The organism is Azospirillum baldaniorum, from assembly GCF_003119195.2.
GTDB lineage: Bacteria > Pseudomonadota > Alphaproteobacteria > Azospirillales > Azospirillaceae > Azospirillum > Azospirillum baldaniorum.
Genome location: NZ_CP022260.1, coordinates 47,791 through 73,949, shown reverse-complemented (window position 1 = coordinate 73,949; position 26,159 = coordinate 47,791). Strand labels below are relative to the sequence as shown.

Here is a 26,159-nt window from a genome sequence, read left to right as displayed (position 1 = left end):
CCCCTCTCCCCTCTGGGGAGAGGGTCAGGGTCAGGGGGTTGCGCTTTTGCCGAACGCACCGCCACGCGCACCCCCCTCACCGGCCCTGCGGGCCACCCTCTCCCCGGAGGGGAGAGGGTTATTTCACCCCGTTACGCGTCGAGGTCCGGCATCCGCCAGTTCCCGCCCAGATCGGCGTTGCGCAGCAGCAGGAACAGCTCATCCTGCGAGCGGGTGACGGCGGTGTAGAGCCAACGCCACTTGTGCTCGCGGAAGGCGGCGGAGTCGTCGAGCACGGTGACGGAGGGGAACTCCGACCCCTGGGCGGAATGGCAGGTGATCATCCAGGCCCAATCGAACTGCTGCACGTCGCGCTCCACCCGCGGCGCCTTGGTCTCCCCGCTGTAGTGGGCCTGGAACATCCAGGGGTGGACCATCAGCTTGCTGCGGGGCTTCACCTCATCCTCCATATGGACGCCGAGCGACCACAGCCCGTCCTGGCGGCCCCGCCCCTCGACCGCCGGGCGGGTCAGCGTGCCGATCATCCCGTTGAACAGCCCCTCCTCGCGGTCGTTGCGTCGGCAGATCACCCGCTCGCCGGCCTGGGGCATCACCGTGTCGAAGCCGTGGCGGGTGCGGATGCGCCGGGTGAAGTCGGTGCGCACACGGTGGGTGCCGCAGATGGTCTGGGTGTCCACCCGCAGGGCCAGCGGCTCGGTCACCCGGTTCAGCGGCAGCACATGGGCGTTCCCGGCGGTGCCGAAACGGCGCGGCAGCTCCTGCCGGCGCAGCAAATGGGCGAGCCGGATCACCGGACTCTCCCGCGCCGTGCGGTGCGGCTCGACCAGCCGGAAATCCGGCTCGCCCTTGGTCAGCGTGCCCTGGCCGGTCACCGGGGGAAGCTGGTAGTCGTCGGCGATCATCAGGATCTTCTTGCCGGAGCGCAGCAGGTCGCCCGCCACGTCGTCCCCGACCATCGAGCCCTCGTCGCAGACGATCAGGTCGGCCTCGGCGAACTTGCCCTCCGACTTGCGGGCGAAGAACAGCTCGCCGGTGTCGTCGTCCTGCCGCGGCGCGTAGATCAGGGAATGCAGCGTCGCCGCCCGGTCGATGCCCTTGCGGCGCAGCACCTGCGCGGCCTTGCCGGTGGGCGCGCCGACCACGAAATTCTCCAGGTTGCGGCGATCCTGGAGATGGTCCAGCGCGAAGACGGTGGTCTTGGTCTTGCCGGTCCCGGCCTCGCCGGCCAGCCAGAACATCTGGGGGGCCGCGGGGTCGGCGTACCAGGCGTCGATGGCTTGGATCGCCCGGAACTGCTCGTCGGTCGGGGTGTCAGTGGTGCTGGGCATGGAGCGCGGGGAGGGGGGCTGCTGGGCGGGACACAGTAGCCCGCCCGGCCGCCTGCGGCCAAGCCCTACGGCTCCGAGCGGAAGGGGCCGCTGATGAGACGGCGCAGGCCGGCGAACAGGGTCAGCCCGCCCGACACCACCCCGACATAGACGAACAGCGCGTCATGCCCGAACCATTCCATGGCCGCCGTCGCTAGCAGCGGCCCAAGCGCCGCCCCCAACGCCCAGGCGAGCAGCAAGGCGCTGGCCAGCGGAACCGTCTCCTCCACCGTCACATGGTCGTTGGCGTGGGCCACGCAGATCGCGTAGAGCGACAAAGCGGCGCTGCCCCACAGGGTGAACAGGCCGAGCAGGACGGCCTGCGGGGCCGCCCCGCCGGGCGGGTTGGCGAAGGCGGCGATCAGGAAGGCGGCGACCATCGCCACGGCGGACACCGCGAAGATCACCAGCCGCCGGTCGTGCCCGTCGGAAAAGCGGCCGATCGGCCATTGCAGCACCACGCTGCCCACCTGGATTCCCGACATGATCACCGCCACCCCGGCGGCGGGCAGGGCCAGCCCGGCGAGCCAGGCCGGGCCGATGCCGGTGACCGCGGTGTTGCACAGCCCGACCATCAGGCAGCCGGCGAAGGCCACCGGCGCCCGCCGCACATACTGCCAGGGCGAGGGCGCCGGTCCCTTCGGCGCGGCGCTGGCCGGCGGGCGGACCGCCGCCACCGGCACCAGCGACAGGCCGTAGCAGCCCGCCGCCAGGACGGTCAGCCACAGGGCCGACAGGTTCGGGCTGGCGAGCAGCATCTGGCCGCCAATCACCGCCACCTTGCAGGCGATCATGTAGAGGGAAAAGACGCTGCCCCGCGAACCCGGCGGCGACAAGACGGCCAGCCCGCTTTCCGCGACAGTGAGCATCCCGACATAGGACACCCCCATCAGCAGCCGCAGCCCGACCCAGGCCTGGGCGTCGGGCAGCAGGTTCAGCAGCAGCGTGGCGGCGGCGGCGAGCAGCCCGAAGGCGGCGAAGGACCACACCCCGCCCACCCGCCGGATCATCCAGGGGGCGGCCCAGCAGCCCAGCACGAAGCCGACCGAATAGGCCGACGCCACCGCCCCGACGACCAGCGGCGGGGCCGCCGCCTCGGCGAGGCGGAGCGGCAGCAGGATCTGCAGGATGCCGTTGGCGACCTGGATGACGCAGACGCCGAGGATCAGCGCGGCCAGCACCGTGAGCGGCGAGGCGGGCGCCCGATGGGGGTGGGGCAAGATGGACGGGGCGTCAGTGGTTGCCGGGCAGGGTGTCCAGCGGGTCGTCGGCCGCCGGCTGCGGGCGGGCGCCGGCGAGATGGCCGTCCACCAGCGCGCGCAGGAAGCCGCGGGTGCGCTCCTGGGTCGGGTTGGTGAAGATCTGCTCCGGCGAACCGGACTCGACGATGCGCCCGTCGGCCATGACGACCACGGTGTCGGCGACCTCGCGGGCGAAGCCCATCTCGTGGGTCACCACCATCATGGTCATGCCTTCCTCGGCCAGCGTCTTCATGACTTGGAGCACCTCGCCGACCAGTTCGGGGTCGAGGGCGGAGGTCGGCTCGTCGAACAGCATCACCTTCGGCTTCATGGCGAGCGCGCGGGCGATGGCGGCGCGCTGCTTCTGCCCGCCCGACAGGGTCGACGGGTAGACGTCGGCCTTGTCGCCCAGCCCCACCTTGCGCAGCAGCTCCATGGCCAGCTCCCGCGCCTCGGCCTTGGCCATGCCGCGCACCACGACGGGGGCGCGCATGACGTTCTCCACCGTGGTCATGTGCGGGAACAGATTGAAGGACTGGAAGACCATGCCGGTCTCGGCGCGGAGCGCGTTCAGCTCCTTGTCGGGCAGCGGCTTGCCGTCGGCGATGATGGTCCGGTGGTTGATGCGGATCTCGCCGCGGTCGGCGGTCTCCAGGCAGTTGCAGCAGCGCAGCAGCGTGCTCTTGCCCGACCCGGACGGGCCGATGACCACGGTGGTGCGCGACGGCGGCACGGTCAGGCTGACGTCCTTCAGCACCTCGGTGCTGCCGAAGCTCTTGTAGACGTTGCGGATCTCGATCACCGGCTTACCCTCTTTCCACGGTCATGCGCTTTTCGATCTGGCGCAGGATCCAGGTGGCCGCGTTGGTCAGCACGAAATAGATCAGCGCCACCGCAATGTAGACCTCCAGCGCGCGGAAGCTGGTGGAGATGATCCGCTGGCCCTCGCGCATCACGTCGTCGATGGTCAGCAGCGACACCAGCGCCGAGTTCTTGATCAACGCGATGGTCTCGTTGCCCAGCGGCGGCAGCATGCGGCGGAAGGCCTGGGGCAGGACCACCTCCCACATCGCCTCGCGGTAGGACATGCCAAGCGAGCGGGCGGCCTCCATCTGGCCGCGGTCGATCGACTGGATGGCGCCGCGCACCACCTCCGACACGTAGGAGCCGCTGTAGATGCCGAGCCCGATCACGCCGCACAGCATCGCCGGCAGCAGGATGCCGAACTGCGGCAGGCCGAAGAACAGCAGGAAGAGCTGCACAAGCAGCGGCGTGCCGCGGATGAAGGCGACATAGGCCGACGCGATGCCATACAGCACGCGCCGCGCCGGGTTGAGGCGGATGATGCCGACGAGCAGGCCGAGCACGGCGCTGAGCAGGAAGGCCGCCGCGGTCACCTCGATGGTGACCACGGTGCCCTTCAGCAGCTCCGGCAACCCTCCCCAGACGGGGGCGAAGTCGAGCGTCACGGGAGGGGTCCTCCGTTCACAAAAAGATCAATCACTTCTTGGCTTCGAACCACTTGTCGATGAGCTTCTGGTAGGTGCCGTCGGCCTTCAGCTTGGTGATGGCAGCGTTCACCTTGGTCACCAGCTCGGTGTTGTCCTTGCGCATGGCGAAGCCGTAATCCTCGGTGGTGAGCTGGTCGTCCAGCACCTTCACGGTCGGATGCGTCTGGGCGTAGAGCTTGGCGGCGGGCTTGCCGGTCACCGCGACGTCGGTGCGGCCGGTCTCGACCTGCCCGAACATCTCGGCGTTGGTCTCGACCTCGACAATCTTCGTCTTCGGGAAATGCTCCTTCAGATGGACGACCGACTTGGTGCCGATCTGCACGGCGGCGGTCTTGCCTTCGAGGTCGGCCGGGCCCTTCATGGCGGTGTTGTTCGCCTTGACCATGATGACGAGGCCGCCCGGATAGTAGGTGTCGGAGAAGGCGACGACCTTGCGGCGCTCCTCGGTGATGTACATGGCCGAGGCGATCATGTCGAAGCGGTTGGCCATCAGGCCGGGGATCAGGCCCTTGAAGTCGATGTCCACCCATTCGACGCCCTTGGTGGCGCCCAGCTCCTTGGCGATGGCCTCGACCAGCTCGATGTCGAAGCCGGTCTTCTTGCCGTCCTGCGAGAATTCGAAGGGCGCGAAGGTGGCGTCCACGCCGACGCGGAAGGTGCCGTTCTGCTTGATCGAGGCGATCACCGCGTCCTCGGCGCGGGCCGGGACGGACCCGGCGCCCACCACCGTGACGACCGTGGCGGCGGCGAAGGAGGCGGCGGCGAGAAACTTACCAAAGGACTTCATGGGTCGGAATTTCCCTGTTCGTTGCGCCTGCGTTGCCAGTTTCGGACGCCGGGGAACCCCCTTGCGCAGCGAGCGGCTTGGCAGCGCTGTGTTTTGCCTATAAAACATATGTTGCCCAGGGAAAACAGTCGCGTCAACGCCGTTTGTCATACTGGAGCATGTCGGACGCCCTATGGCAACGCTGGTGTTGCGGCCAAGTACCGCGAACGCCGCGGAAGCCGGGGACGACCGAACAGGGACGCAGAAAGTTTTGCTGACAAAACACTTGTCGCACGGGAGAGAGGAAATGGACGTTTTCGGGTTTCGCGCCGCGCGCCGTCCGGTGCTGGTCAGCCTGCCCCATGTCGGCACGGCGCTGCCGGACGGATTCATTGGCCGGCTGGTGCCGGAGGCGCAGGGCCTGCCCGACACGGACTGGCACCTGCCGCGACTCTACGACTTCCTGGAGGATCTCGGAGTCGGGGTGATCCAGGCGCGCTTTTCGCGCTACGTCGTCGACCTGAACCGCCCCAGCAACGACACGCCGCTCTACAGCGGCGCCACCACGGGCCTGTGCCCGACCACCCTGTTCGACGGGGCGCCGCTGTACCAGCCGGGCGCCGAACCGGACCCGGGGGAGGTGGCGGAGCGGGTCACCCGCTACTGGACGCCCTACCACGACGCCATCACCGCGGAGATGACCCGGCTGCGCGACCGGTTCGGGCGGGCGGTCCTGTTCGACGCCCATTCCATCCGCTCCGTCGTGCCGCGGCTGTTCGAGGGGCGGCTGCCCGACCTGAACATCGGGACCAACGACGGGCGCAGCGCCGATCCGGTGCTGAGCGACCGGCTGGTCGCGGTCGGCGCGGATGCCGGGGCCGACGGCTTCACCCATGTTCTCAACGGGCGCTTCAAGGGCGGCCACATCACCCGCCATTTCGGGCGCCCGTCCGAGGGCTGGCACGCCGTGCAGCTCGAGATGGCGCAGGTGACCTACATGGAGGAGGATGCGCCGTTCGCCTTCGACGAGGCGCGCGCCGAGCGGATTCGCCCGCATCTCCGGCGCTTCATCGGGGCCATGGCCGATTGGGCTGAGGAACGGGCGTGATGGAGGCGGCGATGGACAGCGTGACGGGGGACAGCATGAACGGACTGTTCTGCGAGCGGGCGCTGCTGCCCGAGGGCTGGGCCTCGAACGTGGCGCTGCGCTTCGACGCGCGCGGCACGCTGACGGCGGTGGAGCGGGACGCCTCCTCGGACGGCCTGCCCCGGGCCGCCGGGCCGGTGATCCCCGGCATGCCCAACCTGCACAGCCACGCCTTCCAGCGCGCCATGGCCGGGCTGACCGAATACGCCGGCGCGTCGGAGGACAGCTTCTGGACGTGGCGCGACGCCATGTACGGCTTCGTCCGCCGCATGACGCCCGAGGCGGCGGAGGCGGTCGCGGCGCTGCTCTACATGGAGATGGCGAAGCAGGGCTACACGGCGGTGGCGGAGTTCCACTACCTCCACCACAGCGCCGACGGGCGCCCTTACGCCGACCGGGCAGAGATGTCGCGCCGCATCCTGGCCGCCGCCGACACGGCGGGGATCGGCCTGACCCACCTGCCGGTGCTCTACGCCCACAGCGGCTTCGGCGGCAAGCCGCCGTCCGACGGGCAGAAGCGCTTCATCAACGACGTGGACGGGCTGCTGTCCATCGTCTCCGCCATGGAGAAGGCCATGGGCGCGGAGCGGGCGGGCCGCCGCGCCGGTCTCGCCCTGCACTCGCTGCGCGCGGTGACGCCGGAGGAGATGCGCGACGCGCTGACCGGCCTCGACGCGCTCGACCCCGGCGCGCCCATCCACATCCACATCGCCGAGCAGACGGCGGAGGTGGACGACTGCGTCGCCTGGAGCAGCAAGCGCCCGGTGGAGTGGTTGCTGGAGAACGCCCCGGTGGGGCCGCGCTGGTGCCTCGTCCACGCCACGCACGTCACCCCGGCGGAGGTGGACGGCATGGCGGCGAGCGGGGCGGTGGCCGGCCTCTGCCTGACGACCGAGGCCAATCTGGGCGACGGTCTGTTCCCCGCCATCCCCTTCCTGGCGCAGGGCGGGCGGTTCGGCGTCGGGTCGGACAGCCACATCAGCGTGTCCGCGGCGGAGGAACTGCGCCTCCTGGAATACGGCCAGCGGCTGGTGCAGCGGCGGCGCAACGTGCTGCGCATCGGGGATTGCCCGTCCATCGGCGGCGGCCTCTACCGGGCGGCGGTGGCCGGCGGCGCGCAGGCATTGGGCCAGCCGGTGACCGGCGGCGGGGTTCAGGTGGGCCAGCCCGCCGATCTCGTCGTGCTTGACGCCGACAACCCGAAACTGCTTTCTCGGACCGACGACAGCCTTCTGGACGCCTATGTCTTCGCCAGCGACGGGCACGCCGTGCGCGACGTGATCGCGGCGGGGCGGACCGTGGTGCGCGAGGGCCGCCACGTCCGGGAGGACGCCATCCGGGCCGCCTACCGGCGCGCCATCGAGGGGTTGCGCCGGGACACATGAGCGAGACCGATCCGAACACCTACATCGCCCCGGCGCTGCAACGCGGGCTGGCCATCCTGGAGCTGTTCACGCCGCAGCGCCGGACGCTGTCCCTGACCGACATCGCCAAGGCGCTGGGGATCGGACGGGCCTCGGCCTACCGGCTGGTCTTCACGCTGGAGCATCTCGGCTACATCGGGCGGGCGGGGGACGGCAAGTCCTACCGCCTCGCGCCGCGGTCGATGCAGCTCGGCTACCATTACCTGTCGGGGCTGGACGGGATCGAGGTGGCGATCCCCTACATCGACGGGCTGCGCGACAGCACGCAGATCTCCACCCACATGGCGGTGCGCGACGGGACGGAGATCGTCTACGTCTACCGCGCGCACTCGCACATGACGCTGTCCAGCAACATCGCGGTCGGCTACCGCCTGCCGGCCCACGCCACCGCGATGGGACGGATGCTGCTGAGCGGCCTCACCGACGAGGCCATCGCGCAGCTCTACACCGGCGTGCGGCTGGACCGCTACAGCGACACCACGGCGGTCACGCTGACCTCGCTGATCCAGGAGGTGGCGGAGGACCGCAAGCGCGGCTGGACGATGAACCGCTCCTCCTTCGTGTCGGGGATCGTCGCCATCGCGGCGGCCATCCGCGACCACCGGGGCGAGGTCATCGCCGCCATCAACCTCTCCGGCCCCAGCGCCGTGATGGACCAGCCCGCCACGCTCGACCATCTGCGGACAAAGGTGGTGGAGACGGCAGACGCGATTTCGCACCAGCTCGGCTACCTGCCGCGCGGTTGAGCGGCAACTGCCCAATTGACCCTCGCCCCTCCGGGGAGAGGGAGGGGACCCACCGCGCAGCGGTGGGGAGGGTGAGGGGGATGCGCTTTTGCCGGACGTTCCGCCACGCGCAACCCCCTCACCCTAACCCTCTCCCCAGAGGGGAGAGGGGACATCTTTCCCGGCAGCGTGGAACGCGGCATTCTGACCGAGCCCAGAGAAACGGACGGGAGAAGCTCCATGCCTGCGCACCGCAACGCCCTGCGCATCGCCGTTGTGACGATGATCGCATGGGGCAGCACCGCCCTCGCCGCAGAAACCGCCGGCCCCTCCTTCTCCTGCGCCACGGTGGAGGCGGGCAGCATCGAGCGGATGGTCTGCACCGACGCCGGCCTGTCGGCGCTCGACCGCAAGCTGGCCGAGGTCTATGGCGAAGCCACGGGCAAGGCGGCGGACGAACACCCCCCGGTGCTGAAGGCGGAGCAGCGCGGCTGGATCAAGGGCCGGAACGACTGCTGGAAGGCCGACGATCGCCGCGCCTGCGTGGAAGAGCAATACCGATTGCGCATCGCCGAGCTTCAGGCCAGATACCGGCTGGTGCCCGCCATCGGCCCGGTCCACTTCGCCTGCGACGGCCAAGCGGGCAACGAGCTGACCGCCACCTTCTTTGAGACCGACCCACCGACGATGATCGCCGAGCGCGGCGACGAGGTGTCACTGATGGTCGGACAGCCGGCGGCGTCCGGCGCCCGCTACCAGGGCCGCAACGAGAGCTTCTGGGAGCATCAGGGCGAAGCGCGGGTGACCTGGGGCTACGGCGCTCCGGAGATGACCTGCCGGAAGGCGCCGTAATCCCTCAACCTAACTCCTCACGCCGGGTCCTTTACCCGCGCGTCGCGACGCGGGCGAGGACGGCGCAGGCTCCCGGCCCGGTTTCCAGCGTGGCGGCGGTGTCGTCCAAACGCGCGGTCCAGCCCGGCGACACCCGCGCCACGCTGTCGCCGGTGCGCAGGATCACCTCGCCGGCCAGCGCGTGAACCAGCGCCATGCCGCCGGCCGGGATGTCCGCCGCCGTGTCGGCCGGCAGGATGTCGAGCCGGGCGTCGGCCCGCTCGCGGTCGAAGATCAGGTTGAAGTCGCGGATCGGCCCGTCCAGCAAGGCACAATCCACCGCGGCGTCGCCGGAGAAGCGGAAGGGGGTGGCGCGGTTGGTCACGGTCGCCGGGACGCCGTCCACGGTCAGCCGCATGCCGGCCCCCTCGACGACGGCGATCAGCCGCTCGTAGCCGGTGAAGGCGGAGAAGGGGCCGGCCTCCGCCACGTCGGCGATGCTGACCCGCCACAGGAAGCGGCCAGCGGCGCCGGGCAGTTCCTGGAGGGCAATTTCGGTGGTCGTGCCGCCGCCGTTCTTCCAGGGCATGCGGCGGTAGCGGGCGGGGTCGAGAAGAGAAACAGCCATCAAAATCCTCACGGGACGGGGGAGGGCGTCCGGCCCATCCCCCGTCCCTTGTCCTCGTGTGCGTGTCTGCGACGCCGATGGGCGGTGCGTCAGGCGTCCCCGAGCGACTGGGTCAGGCCCCGGTGCTTGAGAAGCGCCTCGATGCGCGGCTCGCGTCCGCGGAAGGCGGTGTACAGTTCCATCGGGTCGCGGGTGTCACCCGACGAATAGATCGTCTTCAGCTTCGCCGCAAGGTCTGGGTCGAAGGGGTTGCCGGTTTCCAGGAACGCCTCGAACCCGTCGGCGTCCAGCACCTCCGCCCACAGATAGGCGTAATAGCCCGCGGCGTAGCCGCTGCCGGCGAACAGGTGCTGGAAATGGGTCGGGCGATGGCGCACGGCGATTTCCGCCGGCATGCCGATCTTGTCCAGCACCGACCGCTCGAAGGCGGCGACATCCGTGTCGGCGGCGTCGCTGCGGGTGTGGAACTCCAGATCGAGCAGCGCCGCCGCGGTGTATTCCACCGTGCCGAAGCCCTGGTTGAAGTTGCGGGCGGCGAGCAGGCGGCGCAGCAGGTCCTGCGGGATCGGCTCCCCGGTCTGGTGATGGCGGGCGTAGGTGGACAGCGTTTCCGGAACCGCCAGCCAGTGCTCGTAGATCTGCGAGGGCAGCTCCACGAAGTCACGGCGGACCGAGGTGCCGGACTGGCTCGGGTAGCGCACATTGCTGAGGCAGCCGTGCAGGAAATGGCCGAATTCGTGGAACAGCGTCTCGGCGTCGTCGAAGCTGAGGAGCGTCGGCTCGCCCTTCGAGAAGTTGTTGTTGTTGACGATGATCGGCGACACCGCCCCGTCGAAATTCTCCTGGTCGCGGTAGCTGCTCATCCAGGCACCGGAGCGCTTGGACGACCGGGCGAAATTGTCGTGCAGGAAGAGGCCGACATGACGCCCGTCCTTTTCGGTCACCTCGTAGACGCGGACGTCCGGGTGATAGACCGGCAGGTCGGGGCGCTCGGTGAAGGTCAGCCCGAACAGGCGCCCAGCGGTGTCGAAGGCCGCGCGCACCATGTTCTCCAGCACGAAGTAGGGCTTCACCTCCGCTTCGTCGATGTCGTACTTGGCCTGCCGCACCTTCTCCGCGTAGTAGCGCCAGTCCCAGGGGGCGATCGGCTCGTTCATGCCCTCCGCCCTGGCACAGTCCTGAAGCTCCGCGCGCTCGGCGGCCGCCTTCTCCTTGGCCGGACCCCAGACCTGCAGCAGCAGCCGTTCGACGGCGGAGGTGTCCTTCGCCATGCTGTCGTCCAGCTTGAAATCGGCGTAGCTGGCGTAGCCCATCAGCTTCGCCTGCTCGGTGCGCAGCGCGACGATCTCACGGATCAGCGGCCGGTTGTCGTGCTCACCCTCATGCTCGCCGCGGCGAATCCAGGCCTCATAGGCCACCTGACGCAGGTCGCGGCGGGCCGAGAAGGTCAGGAACGGCTCCACCGAGGAGCGGGCCAGCGTGATGACGTACTTGCCCTCCTGCCCGCGCTCCCTGGCGGCCTGGGCGGCGGCGTTGCGCGCGAAGTCCGGCAGGCCGGCGAGGTCGCTCTCCTCCAGGACGAGCTGCCAATCCTTCTCGTCGTGCAGCACGTTCTGGCCGAACAGCGTGTGCAGGGTCGCCAGCCGCTCGGTGATCGCGGTCATCCGCGCTTTGGCGTCCGGCGGCAGCAGCGCGCCGCTGCGCACGAATCCGAGATGCTGGCGCTCCAGCAGGCGCAGCTGGTCGGGGGCGAGGTCCAGCGTGGCGCGCCGCTCGTAGAGGTCCGCGACGCGGGCGAACAGCGCCGGGTCCAGCGCGATGCGCATGGAATGCTGGGCGAATTTCGGCGCGTAGTCGCGGGCGATGGTCTCCAGCGCGTCGGTGGTGTTGCTGGAGTTCAGGTTCCAGAACACGCCGCCGACCCGGTTCAGGAAGCGCCCGCTGCGCTCCATCGCCTCGATGGTGTTGGCGAAGGTCGGGGCGTCGGGGTTTCCGGTGATCGCCGCGATCTCCGCGATGTTTTCCGCCATGCCATGGTCGAAGGCGGGCGGAAAATGCTCGGCCTGGATGCGGTCGAAGGGCGGCAGGCCGAAGGGCGTGGTCCAGGTTTCGAAGAACGGGTTGCTCATCAAGGCCCCTTGCTGACCGGAAACGGAAGACATGCAAGGACATGGTGCCGCAACCGGTCCGCCACCACAACACGCCGGTCACAGCAGGGCGCATCCCAGAACGGCGAAAATAGAAGGAACCGCGGCGCGGCATTAGGATAATAAGCCTTGAAATCCACGCTTGAACGACATTGATCCGGTGCCATATCCAACCGAGACATAAAAAGGCTTCAAATCTCTCCTAAAGTTTGTTAGCCTCTTGTCAGTGGCGGCCAGGAATTGCTCTCTTGAACGCGCTTCAGGAGCGCCATTCCATGTGCGCATTTCCCTACAACCCCAGTCTGTTTTAGAGGTGACATCGGTATGCATGCATAGATAAATCTGTTTTCTTGTTCATATAGCCTTCAATTTCATGAGTCTTCGCTGTTTTTGCGTTTTCTCATGTAGCTTTACTTTCCCTGTGGTTGGCGGGAGGCGGTCGCGACGCGGCTGTCGAAATTGCTGGCGTGCGGACGAAAGTCCTTGCCTTGCGTGCCTCTCCACCCCGGCACGCCCCCGCTTCCCCCTGCTTCCAATGAAGGCTGCACGACGGACCGGTCCCTCTCGGGGTCCGGAACCACACGCATTTTGCCAAGAGCGGAGGCATCAGCGGATGACCGCGAAAATTGCCGTAAACGGCGTCACCCGGATTTTCGGGCGCCACCCACGTCAGGCGCTCGACCTGCTGAAGGCGGGTCTTTCCAAGGAAGAGATCTTTAAAAGAACCGGCCAGACCGTCGGTGTCCTCGACGCCAGCTTCGAGGTCGAGGCCGGAGAAATCTTCGTCATCATGGGCCTGTCGGGCTCCGGCAAATCGACGCTGGTCCGGATGCTCAACCGGCTGATCGACCCGACCGCGGGCGAGATCCGGATCGACGGGCGCGACATCACCAAGCTGTCGCGCGCCGAGCTGACCGAGCTGCGGCGGCGCGACCTGGGCATGGTGTTCCAGTCCTTCGCCCTGCTGCCGCACCTGCGGGTGTGGGAGAACGCCGCCTTCGGGCTGGAGATCGCCGGGGAAAGCCTGAAGGCGCGGCGCGACAAGGCGCAGCAGGCGCTGGACGCGGTCGGCCTCGGCGCCTACGCGGAGAGCTTCCCGCGGGAGCTGTCGGGCGGCATGCAGCAGCGCGTCGGCCTGGCCCGCGCGCTCGCCAACGAACCGTCCGTCCTGCTGATGGACGAGGCCTTCTCGGCCCTCGACCCGTTGATCCGGACGGAGATGCAGGACGAGCTGCTGCGCCTTCAGGCCGAACGGCAGCGCACCATCGTCTTCATCAGCCACGATCTGGACGAGGCGATCCGCATCGGCGACCGGCTGGCCATCATGGAGGGCGGCCAGATCATCCAGGTCGGGCGCCCGGACGAAATCCTCAAGCAGCCGGCCAACGATTACGTCCGCTCCTTCTTCCGCAACATCGACGTCACCAAGATCCTGACGGCGGGCGACATCGCCCGGCGCGATCAGGTGACTCTGATTCGCCACACCGGCGAAGGCCCGCGCGCCGCCGTCCGCCAGCTGCGCGAGCGCGACCGCGAGTTCGGTTACGTCCAGGATGGCCGCCGCCGCTTCCACGGCGTGGTGTCGGTGGAAACGCTGGTCACCGCCATCGAGCGGCACAACGGCTCCGCCACGCTGGACGAGGCGCTGCTTCCGGGCATCGAGCCGCTTCCCGTCGACCTGCCGATGGACGAGGTGCTGCCGCGCATCGCGTCGGCCCCGTGCCCGCTGCCGGTGGTGGACGGGCAGGGCGCCTATGTCGGGGCGATCTCCAAGACCGCCTATCTGGAAACCCTTGGACGGACGCGCTGACCATGGACTTCAAGCTTCCCATCGGCGATTGGGCCGACGCCGCCGTGATGTTCCTGCTGGACCACGCGCAATGGCTGTTCGACGGCATCGACCTCGTGGTCGGCGCGGTCGCCGACGGCGTCCAGGCCGCCCTGACCGCGCTGCCCGGCGTGGCGCTGGCCGCCATCGTGGTGCTGATCGGGCTGTGGCGGAACGGCTGGCGCTTCGCGCTGTTCGCCGCGGCCGCGCTGATGGTCGTCGCCGGGCTGGGCATGTGGCACCAGACGGTGGACACGCTGGCCCTGGTGCTGACGGCGACCGCCATCGCCCTGACCATCGGCGTTCCGCTGGGCATCGTGGCCGCGCGCAACGACCGGGTGGAAACGGTGGTGCGCCCCGCGCTCGACCTGATGCAGACCATGCCGGCCTTCGTCTACCTGATCCCGGCGGCCATGCTGTTCGGGCTGGGCCGCGTGCCGGGCATCATCGCGACGATCATCTTCGCCATGCCGCCGGTCGTCCGCCTGACCAGCCTGGGCATCCGGCAGGTCCCGCACGAGCTGGTCGAGGCCGGCCTCGCCTTTGGCTGCACGCCGCGCCAGCTCCTGTTCAAGGTGCAGATGCCGACCGCGCTGCCGTCGATCATGGCGGGCATCAACCAGACCATCATGCTGTCGCTGTCGATGGTCGTCATCGCCTCGATGATCGGCGCGGGCGGCGTCGGCAACGAGGTGCTGCGCGGCATCCAGCGGCTGGACATCGGCCTCGGCGTCGAGGGCGGGCTGGCCGTGGTGATCCTGGCGATCCTGCTCGACCGCATCACCCAGAGTTTCGGAACCCCGGACGCGGGGGGACGCTCCCCCCGGTCCGCCTTGCGCTCCCTGCTGAGCCGCCGCCGCGCGGCGCAGCCGAAGGACAACGCGCACCTGTCTCCCACGCACGGAGTCACCGAAGCGGGATGAACCGCCATCCCCAAAACCATACAAAACAAAGGATTTTTTGCATGAGACGCACGTTTCTGAAGATGATGGCCCTCGGCGTCGCCGCCGTGATCGGCAGCACCGCCCTGTCCTCCGCCAGCATTGCCGCCGCCAACACGGCTGAGGGGGACAAGAAGCCGGTCCGCATCGGCTGGACCGCCTGGTCCGACGCCGAGGCGGTGACCAAGCTCGCCCAACGCCTCATCCAGGAACGGCTGGATCAGCCGGTCGAGCTGGTGCTTGCCGACATCGGCCTGCAGTATCAGGGGCTCGCCAAGGGCGACCTCGACTTCATGATGATGTCCTGGCTGCCGACCACCCACGCCTCCTACCTGGACAAGGTGGGCAAGGACATCGTGCCGCTGGGCATGCTCTACACCCGCGCCCGCCTGGGCTGGGCCGTGCCGGACTATGTGCCGGAGGATCAAGTGAAGACCATCGCCGACCTCGCCAAGCCGGAAATCCGTGAGAAGCTGAAGGGCAAGATCCAGGGCATCGACCCCGGTTCGGGCCTGATGCAGGCGTCGGAGAAGGCGCTGAAGGACTACGGCCTCGACGGCTACGAGCTGGTGTCGGCCAGCGGTGCGGCGATGACCGCCGCGCTGGGCCGCGCCGATCGGCGCGAGGACTGGATCGCCGTCACCGCCTGGAGCCCGCACTGGATGTTCGCCAAGTGGAAGCTGCGCTACCTGGAGGACCCGAAGGGCTCGCTGGGCGGCCTTGAGCGCGTTCACGTCATGGCCCGCAAGAAACTCTACCAGGAGCACCCCAAGGTCGCCGAGCTCCTGACCCGGATGTACCTGCCGCTGGAGGATCTGGAGAAGATCATGCTGGAGGCCGACGCCACCTCCTACGACAAGGCGATCGACACCTACATCGCCAACAACAAGCAGCGCGTGGACTATTGGGTGACCGGCGAGATGCCGGCCTCCTAACCAGCCCGAGGCCCTGCCCACACCTTACGGCCTCGTCATTGAGGTTCGGACAGGGCCTCCACACTGTCCTTCAGCACGCCTTCCAGGCTTCCGGCCAGGGCCAGGGCCTCGTCCGGCGGCGCCTTTTCCAGCGCCAGCGCGAGGTCGCCCAGCCGCTTCGCCCCCACGTTCCAGGACAGACCCTTCAGCGTGTGGGCGGCGCGGCGGTGCTCCTCGCCGCTGGCCAGGGCGCTGCTGATCCGCGCCACCTGCTCCCGCGCGGTGCGCGAGAAGCCCTGCACGGCCTCGGACCAGCTCTCCGGGCCAAGAGCCTCGGCCACGCTGTCCACCTGTTCGCGGTCGAGCAGGTCCACCACCGGAACGCTTTCCGGAGCCGCCTCGGCAGCCACCGTGGGCACCGCCTTGGAAGCGGGGTTGCCGACGACCGCGCGGATCGCCGCGTCGAGCGCCGCCGGACGCAAGGGCTTGGGAACGAACCCGCTCATGCCCGCCGCCATGCATTCCGGAAGCGAGCTGCCCGAGGCATGGGCGGTCAGCGCGATCACCGGAACCCCGTTGCGCGGCGCCGGCAGAGCGCGGATCAGGCGGGTGGCGGTCAGCCCGTCCATGCCCGGCATCTGGATGTCCATCAACACCACGTCGAAGGGCCCCTCCGACCGTTCCACGGTCCGCACCGCCTCGTCACCATCCACCGCGGTGACCACGCTGTGCCCGCCACGGACCAGCAGGCCGCGCACGATGTCCCGGTTCACCGCGTTGTCGTCCACCGCCAGAATCCGCAAGGGGGGCAGGGGGACGGCCGGCGGCGCCTCCGCGGCATGGCGCAACGCCGCCGGATCGCCCGGCGCGCAGGCGACCGAAAACTGGAACAGGCTTCCCTTGCCGGGCGCGCTGGTGACGGAAATCGTTCCGCCGAGCAGCCCGCACAGCTCCTTGCAGATTGCCAGCCCCAGACCGGTGCCGCCGTAACGGCGGGTGATCGAGCTGTCGGCCTGGGTGAAGCGGTCGAACAGCGACGGGAGGGCATCCGCGGCGATGCCGATGCCGCTGTCCTCCACCTCGAACTCCAGAAGGAAACGCCCGTCCGGCAGGCCGGCGCCGCGGCGCGCACGCACGGCCACATGGCCGGTGCCGGTGAACTTCACCGCGTTGCCGACCAGATTGAACAGGATCTGCCGCAGGCGTGCGGGATCGGTGACCACCGCCTCCGGCACGCCAGGCAGCATGTGGCAGGTCAGGGACAGCCCCTTGTCCGCTGCCAAGGGCTGGAACACCGCCATCACGGCCTCCGCGAGGTCGGCGGGCGCGCAGACCTCTTCCTCGATGGCGATCCTCCCGGCTTCCAGTTTGGAAAAGTCCAGGATGTCGTCCAGCAGCCGCAGCAGGCTCTCCGCCGAGCGGCGGGCGACGCCGGCCAGACGCCGCTCCTCGGCGTCCAGCCCCTCGCTGTCCAGCAGGGTCAGCGTGCCCAGCACGCCGTTCATCGGCGTGCGGATCTCGTGGCTGATCGTCGCCAGGAACTCGCTCTTCATCCGGTTGGCGTGCTCGGCGCTGTCGCGGGCGCGGCGCAGGTCGGCCTCGATCTGCTTGGCTTTGGACAGATCGTGGAAGACACCGATGAAATGCTCCCGTCCCCCGGCCCGCCAGCTCGACAGGGCGATCTCGGTGGGCACCAGAGCACCGTCGGCGCGCTGGACCGGCACCTCGCGGATCATGCCGCTCGGGCTGCCGCGGCCGCTCGACTGGTAGTCCCGGAACAGGCGGTCATGGTTGCCGGCGTGCCCGTCCGGCATCAGGGCCGTGACGTTGCGCCCGATCATCTCCGCTTCATGGTACCCGAAGAGGGCCTCCGCCGCCGGGTTGAAGCCGGTGATCACGGCGTTCTGGTCGGTGACGACGATGGGCTGGCCGACCGCCGCGAACATGGCGCGGTAGCGCCGCTCGCTGTCGGTCAGCGACCGTTCCGCCCGCCGCCGCTCCGTCACGTCGGAGCCGGAGCCGCGGTAGCCGGCGAAGGCGCCCTGATCGTCGAAGACCGGCTTGCCGCTGAGCGACCAGATCCGGGTGTCGCCGTCCGGTCCGTGGACCGTGAATTCAAAATCGCGGAAGGGTTGCCGGTCCTCCAGGACGCGGCGCTGCTCCTCCCAATAAGCGCCGTCGCCGGCTTCGCGCAGGGCGATGTCCTCGCAGCGCCGGCCCCGGTACAGCTCCGGGTCGCGGATCGATCCGGCATAGGCTCCGGACACGCCGGCGAAGCACAGGTCGGCGTCCATCTCCCAGAACCAATCGGATGCCGTTTCCGCGATGTCGCGCAGCTTCGTCTTGCTGGCGCGCAGATGCCTCGCCGCCTCGTCCAGCGTGGCATGGGCGCGCTCCTGGGCACGGCTTTGCAGCGTCACCAGCGAGGCCAGGACGAACAGCAGGGCGGTAGTCAGGCCCGCCCCGACGGTGTAGGCGCGCTGCCGCGCCCAGGTTTCGGCCATGAACTCCGCCTCGCCGAAGCCCGCGCTGACGATCAGCGGGTAATTCTGAAGGCTCCGGAAGCTGGTCAGGCGGGCCACCCCGTCGACGGGACTGACCGAGCGCAGGAAGCCTTGAGTTTTCTCCTCCGCCTCCTGGAGGATCGGCGTTCTGCCGAGGTCCAATCCGATGATGCGGTCGTCCATGACGCTTCGCGCGCGCAGGATGCCGTCGCGGCCGATGATGGAGATGACGCCGTCATGGCCCACATTCAGGTTGTCGAAGGTGCGCCCGAAGTAGAAGGGGTCGAGCGAGGCGACGATCATCCCGCCGAACCCGCCGTCCGGGGCGTCGACCTTGCGGCTGAGCTGGATCGACCATTTGCCCGACGCCCGCCCGAAGACGGGGCGGCTGATGAACAGTCCCTGGACCGTTCCTTCCTTGTGCACGCGGAAATGCTCGCGGTCGGCCAGATTCACCCGGGCCGGGGCGTTGTCCACGCTGGTCTGGATCAGGTCGCCTTTGCCGTCCGCGTAGGCGAGTTGGAGCAGAAGGTCCGAATCCAGCGTCGCGTTGCGCATCACGTCGCGCAGCAGCGGGCTCTGGCTGCCCAGCCGGTACAGGTCGTAGCCGATGAAGGACAGGATGCGGTCGGTCCCGGCGATGGCCCGCGTGGTCTGTTCCGCAATGATGTGGGCCAGGTTGCCGGTGTCGCGCTCGGCCCGCTGGAGCGCGTCGCGCTGGTCGCGCTCCGTCAGGTAGACGGCCGCGGTCCAGGCCGCCGCGGTCAGCAGGAGCGTGGCCATCCACACCCCGGAGACCAGCGCCCTGGACCGGAACGCGTAGGCCCGGTGGCCGTGTTCGGGCAGGGGAAGGGAAACGGGGGTGTCCGGCATCACGCCCTCCCGTCTAGCGGAACGCGCCGGCGTCCGTCCCGGTGAAATCCGGGTCGGGATGGGCGTCGTGGATGGCGAGGATGGACGTCCAGGCGCGCAGGAAGGCGTCGACGCAGGCCGGGTCGAAATGGCTGCCGCTGTGCTCGACGATGTAGGCCTTCGCGGTGTCGAGCGGCCAAGGCATCTTATAGGGGCGGGCGGTGGTCAGCGCGTCGAAGACGTCGGCGATGGCGACGATGCGGCAGGCCAGCGGAATCTCCTCCCCCCGCAGGCCCTTGGGATAGCCGGTCCCGTCGTACTTCTCATGATGGCCCAGCGCGATCTCCGCGGCCTCGCAGATGAGGGGGTGCTCGCTTCCCTGCAGCACGGCGTGGCCGATCACCGGATGCTCGCGCATCACCCTCATTTCGCTGTCGGTCAGCCGGCCGGGCTTCAGCAGGATGGCATCGGGAATGCCGATCTTGCCGATGTCGTGCATCGGCGCGGCCTCGGCCAGCCGGGCGCAGTCGTCCGGGTCGAGGCCGAGGCTTTCGGCGATGACGCGCGAGTAGCACGCCATCCGCTCGATGTGCAGGCCGGTTTCCGGGTCACGATACTCCGCGGCCCGGGCGAGGCGGGCCACCAGCTCCTGCGCCTGCTGGCGGAGCTGGGCGGTCGCCTCCTCCACCCGGCTGCGCAGGATGGCGGCCTGATCGCGCATCATCCGCTGGCCCAGACGCAGGCGCAGAAGGTTCTGCGCCCGGGCGAGCAGCTCCGGCACGATGATGGGTTTGGTCAGGAAATCGGTGCAGCCGCTTTCAAGAGCGGCCACCCGCAGCTTCACCGACGTGTCGGCGGTGATCATCACCACCGGAACGTCGGCGAGATGCCGCTGGGCGCGGACGCGCTCCAGCACATCCATGCCGTCGAGGTCCGGCATGACATGGTCGATCAGGATCAGGTCGGGCGTGTTGACGGCCAGCCAGTCCAGAGCCTCCAGCGGACTGCCCATACCGATGGGCTCCGCGTCGTCGATCCGCCGGATGACCGCGCTGGTGATGAACAGTGTGGAGGGATCGTCATCGACGATTACAACCTGCATTTTTGCGCCCGCCCCAGACCACCATTTCGGGTATCATTAGAAAATGATAGCCGGCAAAATCTTAACGAATCTTGCTAAAATTGGTCATATGCGGGCGAAAAAGTCGCGGCCGGACCGTCCGGCCGCGTGCAGGGGAACTCCAGGGAAGCAATGGTGCCGGGTGCGGCTCAGCGGGCGGCGGTCAGACCGCCGTTGGTCGCAGCGCCGTTGGTCCCAGCACCCGGGCGGCTGAAGGCCGCGGCCAGACGGCGGAACAGGCTGCGCAGATAGGCGGCCCGCAGGGCTTCCGCCTGACGGCGGATGTTGCGCAGTTCCGTGGACGACAGGGGGGTCGCAAAGTTGTCGGCGTTCATGGTTGTCCTCATGGCGGCCTCGAAGGCCGTGGTTCGATGGGAATGTCTCTGGCGGTGCCGCTCGGGCGCCGGGGTCGGCGGCTGGCCATGGAAGGGGCCTGCGCGATGCCGGCGGAGGGGCGGTGCTGCCTGGCTGGATATATTGACACCACCATCCCGAAAGACGACGCGCCGATAACGCATGGCTTCCATTACTATGATGCAGCGCACAATCAAGAATAAAATGGAGCATGATCTTTTAAGAACACAAGTTTTCGCAGCGCTGTTAAAAGAGTTCATCGCAGCGCTGTGACAATGTGGACTTCCGCAGCGCTGCGAAGCGCGGACTTCCTGCTTATGAGGTGGGGGGACACAGCAGACCGGATGCCCCCCGGAGGACGGCTTGACCGCACTCCGCCGCCACGGCAGAGTCGAGGCCCGCCCCTCGAAGGAAGGGGATTCCGTCGAAGGGGAACCCGCATGCTCCGCCCAGCGCTGCTCGCCCTTGGCCTCCTGGCGCTGCCGACCGGCGCAGCGGCGGCAGGCTTTCCCTGCTCCAAGGCCAACACCCCGACGGAAAAGGCGATCTGCGCCGATCCGGCGCTCTCCGCTCTGGACGGGCGGCTGGCCGCGACCTACCGCGCCGCTCTGGAGCGCCTGTCGGGCGCCAGCCCGGAGGAGGGCACCGCTGGAGCCGCCGTGAAGGCCGACCAGCGGGCATGGCTGCGCGAGCGCGACTCCTGCGGCACCGACGCGGCCTGCCTGCGCCGCGCCTATGACGGGCGCGTGGCGGTCCTGTCCTTCCGCACCGATCCCGCCACACCGCCGCCGCCCGTCGGGCGCTACGTTGGCCGCTTCGACCATGAGGGGTTCATCGGCATCGCCGCCCTTGCCCTGCGCAACGGGACGGTCGCCGTCAGCGTCAGCGGCGCCGAGCCCACGGCAGGGCGCTGGGTGTGCGATTTTTCCGGCATCGGGCGGCTGGACGACCAGGGACGGCTGACGGTCGGCACCCCCGACGCGGAGGGCGGCGGCCTGATCCTGGTCGCGGAGGAGGGCGGCGAGGTAGCCATCCCCGATCTGGAGCCCAACCGCGCCGCCAGCGGCTACTGGTGCGGCCACAACGGCAGCTTCATCTGGAGCTACCGGCGCGCTCCCTGATCCGCGCCGCCTTGCGAAGCGCGTGCCTGGACGCCATTCCGGCGATGCATTGCGCGCAATGAAATGGCGCATGACCATTTACATTGCGCGCAATTCAATTTTGCGCGATAGTCCTTCTCGACAACAAGCGGCAACCCGCTTCCCCGATCGAAACGATCCATCTGTTCGAAGGAGTTCACGCAATGAAGATCCTCTACACGACCAAGGCGACGGCCACCGGCGGGCGTGACGGCAAGGCGGAGACCGACGACGGCCTGCTGTCGGTGGCGCTGGCCGCCCCGAAGGAGCTGGGCGGCAAGGGTGGCGCCACCAACCCCGAGCAGCTGTTCGCCGCCGGCTATTCGGCCTGCTTCCTCGGCGCCATGAAGTTCGTCGGCAACCGCGACAAGATCACCGTTCCGGCGGACGTGACGGTGACCGCCCAGGTCGGCATCGGCCCGCGCGACGACGGTGAGGGCTTCGGCATCGCGGTGGATCTCACCGTGTCGCTGCCCGGCCTGGACAAGGCGGCGGCCGAGGATCTGGTGGCACGCGCCCACAAGGTCTGCCCCTACAGCCACGCGACCAAGGGCAACATCGCGGTGAGCACGGCCATCGCGTAACAGGGCGCATAACAGGGTTTCATGCTCGCGGGCGTGTTGCGTGCCATACCCCCATGCGCTATGGGGTCGCGCGCAACAGGCCCGCGATGCGTCCCTGGCTGGGAACCCCCGAACGATGAGCACCGAGAACGACAACCCGCTGCTTCTGGCCAACCAGGCCTGCTTCGCCCTCTATTCGGCGAACTTGGCGATGACGCGGGTATACCGCCCGCTGCTGGAGGCGCTGGAGCTGACCTACCCGCAATATCTGGTCATGCTTCTCCTCTGGGAGCAGGACGGCCAGACCATGAAGGCGCTGGGGGAGCGACTGCTGCTCGACAGCGGCACGCTGACCCCGCTGCTGAAGCGGCTGGAAGGGCAGGGGCTGGTCACCCGCGGGCGCGATCCGTCGGATGAGCGGCTGGTGCGCATCCACCTGACGCCGCAGGGCACCGCCCTGCGGGACCGGGCGACGGCGCTGCCGGAGCACATCGCGGCGGCGGCGAACTGCCCGCTGCCCGACCTCGCCGGACTGCGCGACGCTCTGCTGCGCCTGCGCGACTCGCTGAACGCCGCCGCCGACCGGGACTGAACCCGGCCGCGACGGGCCCTCGTCAGCCGGCCTCGGCCATCGGCAGGCGCGGCGGCTCCTCGGTCAGCCGCTTGGCACGGCGGGCGCGGGTCTCCACCGTCGCGGCTGGGGTGACCGGCACGAAGTCGGTGGGCCGGCGGTCGTCGCCGGTGATCGCCCGCATGGCCGCCACGTTGGCATTCTCCACCGCCTGTGCCTTGCGCACCTGGGCGAGGAACTTGGCGCTGGGCAGCATCACGTAGGTGATCCCCTCGATGCGGGCGCCCACCTTGTCGTAGAGTTTCTCCGCGCTGGTCAGAATTCCTTCCTCGACCAGGGCATCCACCGCCGAGGTCACCGCGCGCAACGTGTCGCGACGGCGGCTCCACACATTCATGCCGCTGTTCTTGATGATCTCGTCCGCCGAGAGCGTCATCGCTTTGGCGCCCAGATCGCCCGGCGCCTCCGCCCCCGAATAGTCGTACTCGGCGCTGAGACGGTTGTAGAGCCAGCGGGAGACCGGGCTCTTCAGCCGCATCAGCCACTGGTAGCTGACCGGCTTGAATTCCAGGTTCCGGATGGCCGAGGAGACCAGCGGGTTGAACTGCAGGTGGGTTTCCTCGTCGCCCCCCTCGTCGCCGATCAGATCAGGACGGGAGCGGATGGCCAGCACCGGAAAGGCCGTGGATTCCAGCAGGTTGGCCCCGCGGCCTTTCTTCACCCCCTCCGCCGGCTTGCCGATGATGATGCGCGAGCGCGCCAGGATGGTCAGCGATTCGCGGATGTCGCGGATCGACAGGGTGTGGCCGACCGCCTTCAGTTCGCGCTGAATCTCGTAGAGGGTGAAGCGCATCTGGACCTTGTCGCGGTTCTCGCCGCCCAGCGACAGGCGCGAGCGGTCCATGGCGAGGCGGCGCACCACATGCTCCACCACCTGCTCGCGCTCGGCGGGGAAGACCTCGTATTCGATCTCGGTCTGGCCGTCGGCCTGGGCGGTCCCGTCGTCGCGGCTGACCTGGTCGCGGTTGACCATCTTGGTCAGACGGGCGGGCTGGATGGTCAGGTGGAAGGTGCTGCCGTGATAGGTGAACTCGCGCTTGATCGACGCGACGAAATTGCCCTTCGCCGGCGCGGTCTCCGCGGACCGTCCGCCGTCGCGCGAGGCGAAGACGTAGCGCGGCGCCAGATCGTACAGCGCGATCAGGTGCGACTGGGAGCGGTCCTCCAGCTCGAACAGAACCAGTTGCAGCGCGCCGGGTGTCGCGATCTTGCTCATCCAATCCCTCCTTGCCCGGCTATGACCATGCGGCGGCGGACGCGCCCTGACAACCGCTTCGTGACGGGCGACCTCCTTCGGTATAGAGCCTTTGCCCGCGCCCATGGAGCGATAGCCCGCGGGTATGGAGCAACAGCCCGCGCTTTCCCGGCATGGCGTTGACATCTTTCGACTCTGTCCGCGACTCCGCCCACCGATGCGAATCGTTCCGTGCCAGCAAAGACCCAGGCGAGGAGCAAGGCGCGGGCTATCACTCCATGGCCGCGAGTCGCCCCGCGAGTCGGAACTCCAGGGGGCCGAGCGGGGAAGCGCGAGCAAAAGCTCCATCCCATGCTCGCCACCGGGTTACCACCGGGTGCGGGTGAGGAAGGCAGGGCGCGGGCTATCGCTCCATGCCCGCGGGCTATGGCTCCATAGCAGGCGGAGGATCACCCGCCGAACCGCGGGCTGTCACTCCATGCTCCGGCGCACCGGCCGCGGGCCATGGCTCCATACGTCCGAATCCGGAGGCGCGGGCTATCGCTCCAGGGGCGCGGGTTCCCGCTCCAGGATTCCGATTCGGCGATGAAGCGCGGGCCATCGCTCCATATCGGCGGGCAAAGGCTCCAGAAGCGCGAGCCGGGGCTTCAACGGCGCGGGTTACCGCTCCATGCCCGGCTATGGAGCGATTGCCCGCGGTTTGAAGAGCCGCGCGCCGCTGGGAATCCTGATCCGCAAAGCCACCGGCCCGCATTCCGTGCGCAGCCGGTCCCGACAGCCTTGCGGAGACCGCACCATGACACCCCGCGACGACATGCCATTGGACGACACGCCGGATTCCGGACCGCCCGCGGACACTGGGCGGTGGGGCCGGATTCCGGCCTGGTGGCTCGGCCACCCCGCCATCGACGCCGACGGTCTGGCCGTGCTGGCGGCGCTGGCGACCTACGCCAACGCCCGCGGCGAATGCTGGCCGTCCCAGGCGACTCTCGCCACCGCGCTGAAGCGCAGCCGCAGCACGGTGAACCGCATCCTCGGCCATCTTGCCGAATCCGGGGTGATCGCGAGGGAGTCCCGCCGCTCCGCCTCAGGCGGGCGGCTGTCCTGCCTGTACCGGCTGCGGCTGGCCCCCGGCGACGGACCGATTCCGGCAGCCGGTGCAGCGTGCGACCAGGCCGCGATGCCCCCTGTGCAGACACCGGCCAAGGATGTCGCTCCCGCCGACTCCCCATGTGCGCCAGTGCGACAGGAACAGCCGGAATCCGAACAGACTCTGGACTCGCACACCTCGCGCGGGCTTGCGCAAGCCGTGCCGGACGGCTGGACGCCCGATGCCGGAGACCGCGCCTGGGCCGAAAGCCGCTTCGCCTGGGTGGATCTCGACCGTCACGCCGAAGGGTTCCGCCTGCGCTGCCAAGCCCACGGCTACCGCTACCGTGACGCCGGGGCCGCCTGGAAAGCTTGGCTGACGCAGGACGCCGCCGTCGGCAAGGCGCCGATGCTGCGGCCGACGGGCCCGGCCACCCCTGCAAGGCCGCCATCGAACGTTCCCGTTCCCGAACAGAAGCTCGGTGCTTGGATGGCCGCGGCGGCCAAGCTCAACGCCGGCCACGTCCCGCAGGCCTGGAGGTAAAGACACACCATGGCCACACAGCCGCGTTCCGCCCCGCCCAGGGGGCCAAGCCCATCGGTCGTGACTCCCTTGCCGACCCGTCCGTCACCGGCCTTCGACCCGTCCGCCCCCGCGGCCGAGCGCCGCGCCACGCTGGTTTCAGCCTTGCCGACACCCCTCCGGGACGTCCTCGCCTCCGGACGGCTGGAGCGCCGGCCGCGCTTCGGCGACCGCGGTTTCGACGGGGTGACCGAGGATTGGAGCCCACCCGACGGGGTGACCGGCCAACAGGCCCTGATGGCACGGCGGGCGCTCGACGAGTTGACCGGCTCCATCCTGGCCCCGGCGTCGCCGGACCATCTGCTCGCCCGCATCCTGGCCCTGCTCAGCCACTATCCGGCCAAGGGCACCGCGCCGGAGGTGGAGCATCTGGTCGCGCTCGACTGGGCGGAGGACCTCGGCGAGTTCCCGGCCTGGGCGGTGGACGCGGCGGCGCGGACCTGGCGCCGCACGCAGAAATGGCGCCCGTCCATCGCGGAGATGCGGGCGCTGTGCGAGGAGGCCTGCGCACCGGAATGGGCGCTGGCGCGGCGGCTGTCGGTGATCGCGGCAGCGGCAAGCGCGTCCGGAGACGGGGCGGGCGAGAGGACCAGCCACGGTCGCGCCGGCCGGTTGCGCGCGCTGGCCGGGGGAGCGGTCCGGCGGATGGGATGAGCTGA

General features: G+C 69.0%; 23 protein-coding genes. 12 read left to right on the top strand and 11 right to left on the bottom strand.

What is annotated here, in order from left to right; genetic code table 11:
- Nucleotides 1–131: 131 nt before the first annotated feature.
- The 5 genes from Sp245p_RS27050 to Sp245p_RS27030 form a co-directional block, all read right to left on the bottom strand.
- A complete protein-coding gene (locus tag Sp245p_RS27050) occupies nt 132–1,328 on the bottom strand; it encodes an ATP-dependent DNA helicase (RefSeq protein WP_014241978.1) in 1,197 nt (398 codons plus the stop codon).
- 65 nt (nt 1,329–1,393) lie between these two features.
- Nucleotides 1,394–2,587 carry an MFS transporter gene (locus Sp245p_RS27045; RefSeq protein ID WP_014241977.1) on the bottom strand — a complete coding sequence of 398 codons (1,194 nt, stop codon included), beginning with the start codon at nt 2,585–2,587 and terminating at the stop codon, nt 1,394–1,396.
- A 13-nt stretch (nt 2,588–2,600) separates the two neighbouring features.
- Nucleotides 2,601–3,410: an amino acid ABC transporter ATP-binding protein gene (locus tag Sp245p_RS27040; protein WP_014241976.1), complete on the bottom strand. Its 810-nt coding sequence runs from the start codon at nt 3,408–3,410 to the stop codon at nt 2,601–2,603.
- 4 nt (nt 3,411–3,414) lie between these two features.
- Entirely contained in the window at nt 3,415–4,077 is a 663-nt protein-coding gene (locus Sp245p_RS27035) for an amino acid ABC transporter permease (protein ID WP_014241975.1), read from the bottom strand.
- 31 nt (nt 4,078–4,108) lie between these two features.
- A complete protein-coding gene (locus Sp245p_RS27030) occupies nt 4,109–4,906 on the bottom strand; it encodes a glutamine ABC transporter substrate-binding protein (RefSeq protein WP_014241974.1) in 798 nt (265 codons plus the stop codon).
- A gap of 286 nt (nt 4,907–5,192) precedes the next feature.
- On the opposite strand from Sp245p_RS27030, the gene hutG reads away from it, so the two are divergent.
- The 4 genes from hutG to Sp245p_RS27010 all read left to right on the top strand — a co-directional run bounded on the left by hutG (nt 5,193) and on the right by Sp245p_RS27010 (nt 9,033).
- On the top strand, nt 5,193–5,993 hold the full coding sequence (gene hutG / locus Sp245p_RS27025) for an N-formylglutamate deformylase (RefSeq protein ID WP_014241972.1): 801 nt from the start codon (nt 5,193–5,195) through the stop codon (nt 5,991–5,993).
- Between the two features lie 35 nt (nt 5,994–6,028).
- Complete coding sequence (locus tag Sp245p_RS27020) at nt 6,029–7,417, top strand: formimidoylglutamate deiminase (RefSeq protein ID WP_041813421.1); 1,389 nt, start codon at nt 6,029–6,031, stop codon at nt 7,415–7,417.
- A complete protein-coding gene (locus Sp245p_RS27015) occupies nt 7,414–8,202 on the top strand; it encodes an IclR family transcriptional regulator (RefSeq protein ID WP_014241970.1) in 789 nt (262 codons plus the stop codon). Before Sp245p_RS27020 ends, Sp245p_RS27015 begins: the two co-directional genes overlap by 4 nt.
- 219 nt (nt 8,203–8,421) lie before the next feature.
- Complete coding sequence (locus Sp245p_RS27010; protein ID WP_014241969.1) at nt 8,422–9,033, top strand: MliC family protein; 612 nt, start codon at nt 8,422–8,424, stop codon at nt 9,031–9,033.
- 31 nt (nt 9,034–9,064) lie between these two features.
- Here Sp245p_RS27010 and Sp245p_RS27005 read toward each other — a convergent pair whose 3' ends face one another.
- Together Sp245p_RS27005 and Sp245p_RS27000 are read right to left on the bottom strand one after the other, a co-directional pair.
- Nucleotides 9,065–9,640: a HutD/Ves family protein gene (locus Sp245p_RS27005; RefSeq protein WP_041813129.1), complete on the bottom strand. Its 576-nt coding sequence runs from the start codon at nt 9,638–9,640 to the stop codon at nt 9,065–9,067.
- Nucleotides 9,641–9,729: 89 nt separating this feature from the next.
- A complete protein-coding gene (locus Sp245p_RS27000; RefSeq protein WP_014241967.1) occupies nt 9,730–11,769 on the bottom strand; it encodes a M3 family metallopeptidase in 2,040 nt (679 codons plus the stop codon).
- A gap of 631 nt (nt 11,770–12,400) precedes the next feature.
- On the opposite strand from Sp245p_RS27000, the gene proV reads away from it, so the two are divergent.
- The 3 genes from proV to Sp245p_RS26985 are packed head-to-tail and all read left to right on the top strand — an operon-like array spanning nt 12,401 to nt 15,491.
- Nucleotides 12,401–13,597, top strand: coding sequence for a glycine betaine/L-proline ABC transporter ATP-binding protein ProV (gene proV / locus Sp245p_RS26995; RefSeq protein WP_014241964.1), 1,197 nt, complete (start codon nt 12,401–12,403; stop codon nt 13,595–13,597).
- A gap of 2 nt (nt 13,598–13,599) precedes the next feature.
- Complete coding sequence (locus Sp245p_RS26990; protein WP_014241963.1) at nt 13,600–14,538, top strand: ABC transporter permease; 939 nt, start codon at nt 13,600–13,602, stop codon at nt 14,536–14,538.
- A 41-nt stretch (nt 14,539–14,579) separates the two neighbouring features.
- Nucleotides 14,580–15,491, top strand: a complete 912-nt coding sequence (locus tag Sp245p_RS26985) for a glycine betaine ABC transporter substrate-binding protein (protein ID WP_244439513.1) — start codon at nt 14,580–14,582, stop codon at nt 15,489–15,491.
- Nucleotides 15,492–15,526: 35 nt separating this feature from the next.
- Here Sp245p_RS26985 and Sp245p_RS26980 read toward each other — a convergent pair whose 3' ends face one another.
- The 3 genes from Sp245p_RS26980 to Sp245p_RS26970 all read right to left on the bottom strand — a co-directional run bounded on the left by Sp245p_RS26980 (nt 15,527) and on the right by Sp245p_RS26970 (nt 20,281).
- On the bottom strand, nt 15,527–18,847 hold the full coding sequence (locus Sp245p_RS26980) for a PAS domain S-box protein (protein WP_014241961.1): 3,321 nt from the start codon (nt 18,845–18,847) through the stop codon (nt 15,527–15,529).
- Between the two features lie 13 nt (nt 18,848–18,860).
- Nucleotides 18,861–19,928, bottom strand: a complete 1,068-nt coding sequence (locus Sp245p_RS26975; protein ID WP_014241960.1) for an HD domain-containing phosphohydrolase — start codon at nt 19,926–19,928, stop codon at nt 18,861–18,863.
- Between the two features lie 167 nt (nt 19,929–20,095).
- Nucleotides 20,096–20,281: an RSP_7527 family protein gene (locus Sp245p_RS26970; RefSeq protein WP_014241959.1), complete on the bottom strand. Its 186-nt coding sequence runs from the start codon at nt 20,279–20,281 to the stop codon at nt 20,096–20,098.
- 459 nt (nt 20,282–20,740) lie between these two features.
- Here Sp245p_RS26970 and Sp245p_RS26965 point away from each other — a divergent pair, with 459 nt between their 5' ends.
- From Sp245p_RS26965 to Sp245p_RS26955, 3 genes are all read left to right on the top strand, one after another.
- On the top strand, nt 20,741–21,421 hold the full coding sequence (locus tag Sp245p_RS26965) for a lysozyme inhibitor LprI family protein (RefSeq protein ID WP_014241957.1): 681 nt from the start codon (nt 20,741–20,743) through the stop codon (nt 21,419–21,421).
- 182 nt (nt 21,422–21,603) lie between these two features.
- Nucleotides 21,604–22,023, top strand: coding sequence for an organic hydroperoxide resistance protein (locus tag Sp245p_RS26960; protein ID WP_014241956.1), 420 nt, complete (start codon nt 21,604–21,606; stop codon nt 22,021–22,023).
- Between the two features lie 115 nt (nt 22,024–22,138).
- The gene (locus Sp245p_RS26955; protein WP_014241955.1) at nt 22,139–22,594 is read left to right on the top strand and encodes a MarR family winged helix-turn-helix transcriptional regulator; all 456 of its coding nucleotides are present in this window, start codon (nt 22,139–22,141) and stop codon (nt 22,592–22,594) included.
- A 22-nt stretch (nt 22,595–22,616) separates the two neighbouring features.
- Here Sp245p_RS26955 and Sp245p_RS26950 read toward each other — a convergent pair whose 3' ends face one another.
- The gene (locus Sp245p_RS26950; RefSeq protein WP_014241954.1) at nt 22,617–23,849 is read right to left on the bottom strand and encodes a hypothetical protein; all 1,233 of its coding nucleotides are present in this window, start codon (nt 23,847–23,849) and stop codon (nt 22,617–22,619) included.
- Between the two features lie 775 nt (nt 23,850–24,624).
- On the opposite strand from Sp245p_RS26950, the gene Sp245p_RS26945 reads away from it, so the two are divergent.
- The gene (locus tag Sp245p_RS26945; RefSeq protein WP_244439512.1) at nt 24,625–25,461 is read left to right on the top strand and encodes a helix-turn-helix domain-containing protein; all 837 of its coding nucleotides are present in this window, start codon (nt 24,625–24,627) and stop codon (nt 25,459–25,461) included.
- A 144-nt stretch (nt 25,462–25,605) separates the two neighbouring features.
- Nucleotides 25,606–26,154, top strand: coding sequence for a hypothetical protein (locus Sp245p_RS26940; protein WP_144019272.1), 549 nt, complete (start codon nt 25,606–25,608; stop codon nt 26,152–26,154).
- Nucleotides 26,155–26,159: the final 5 nt, after the last annotated feature.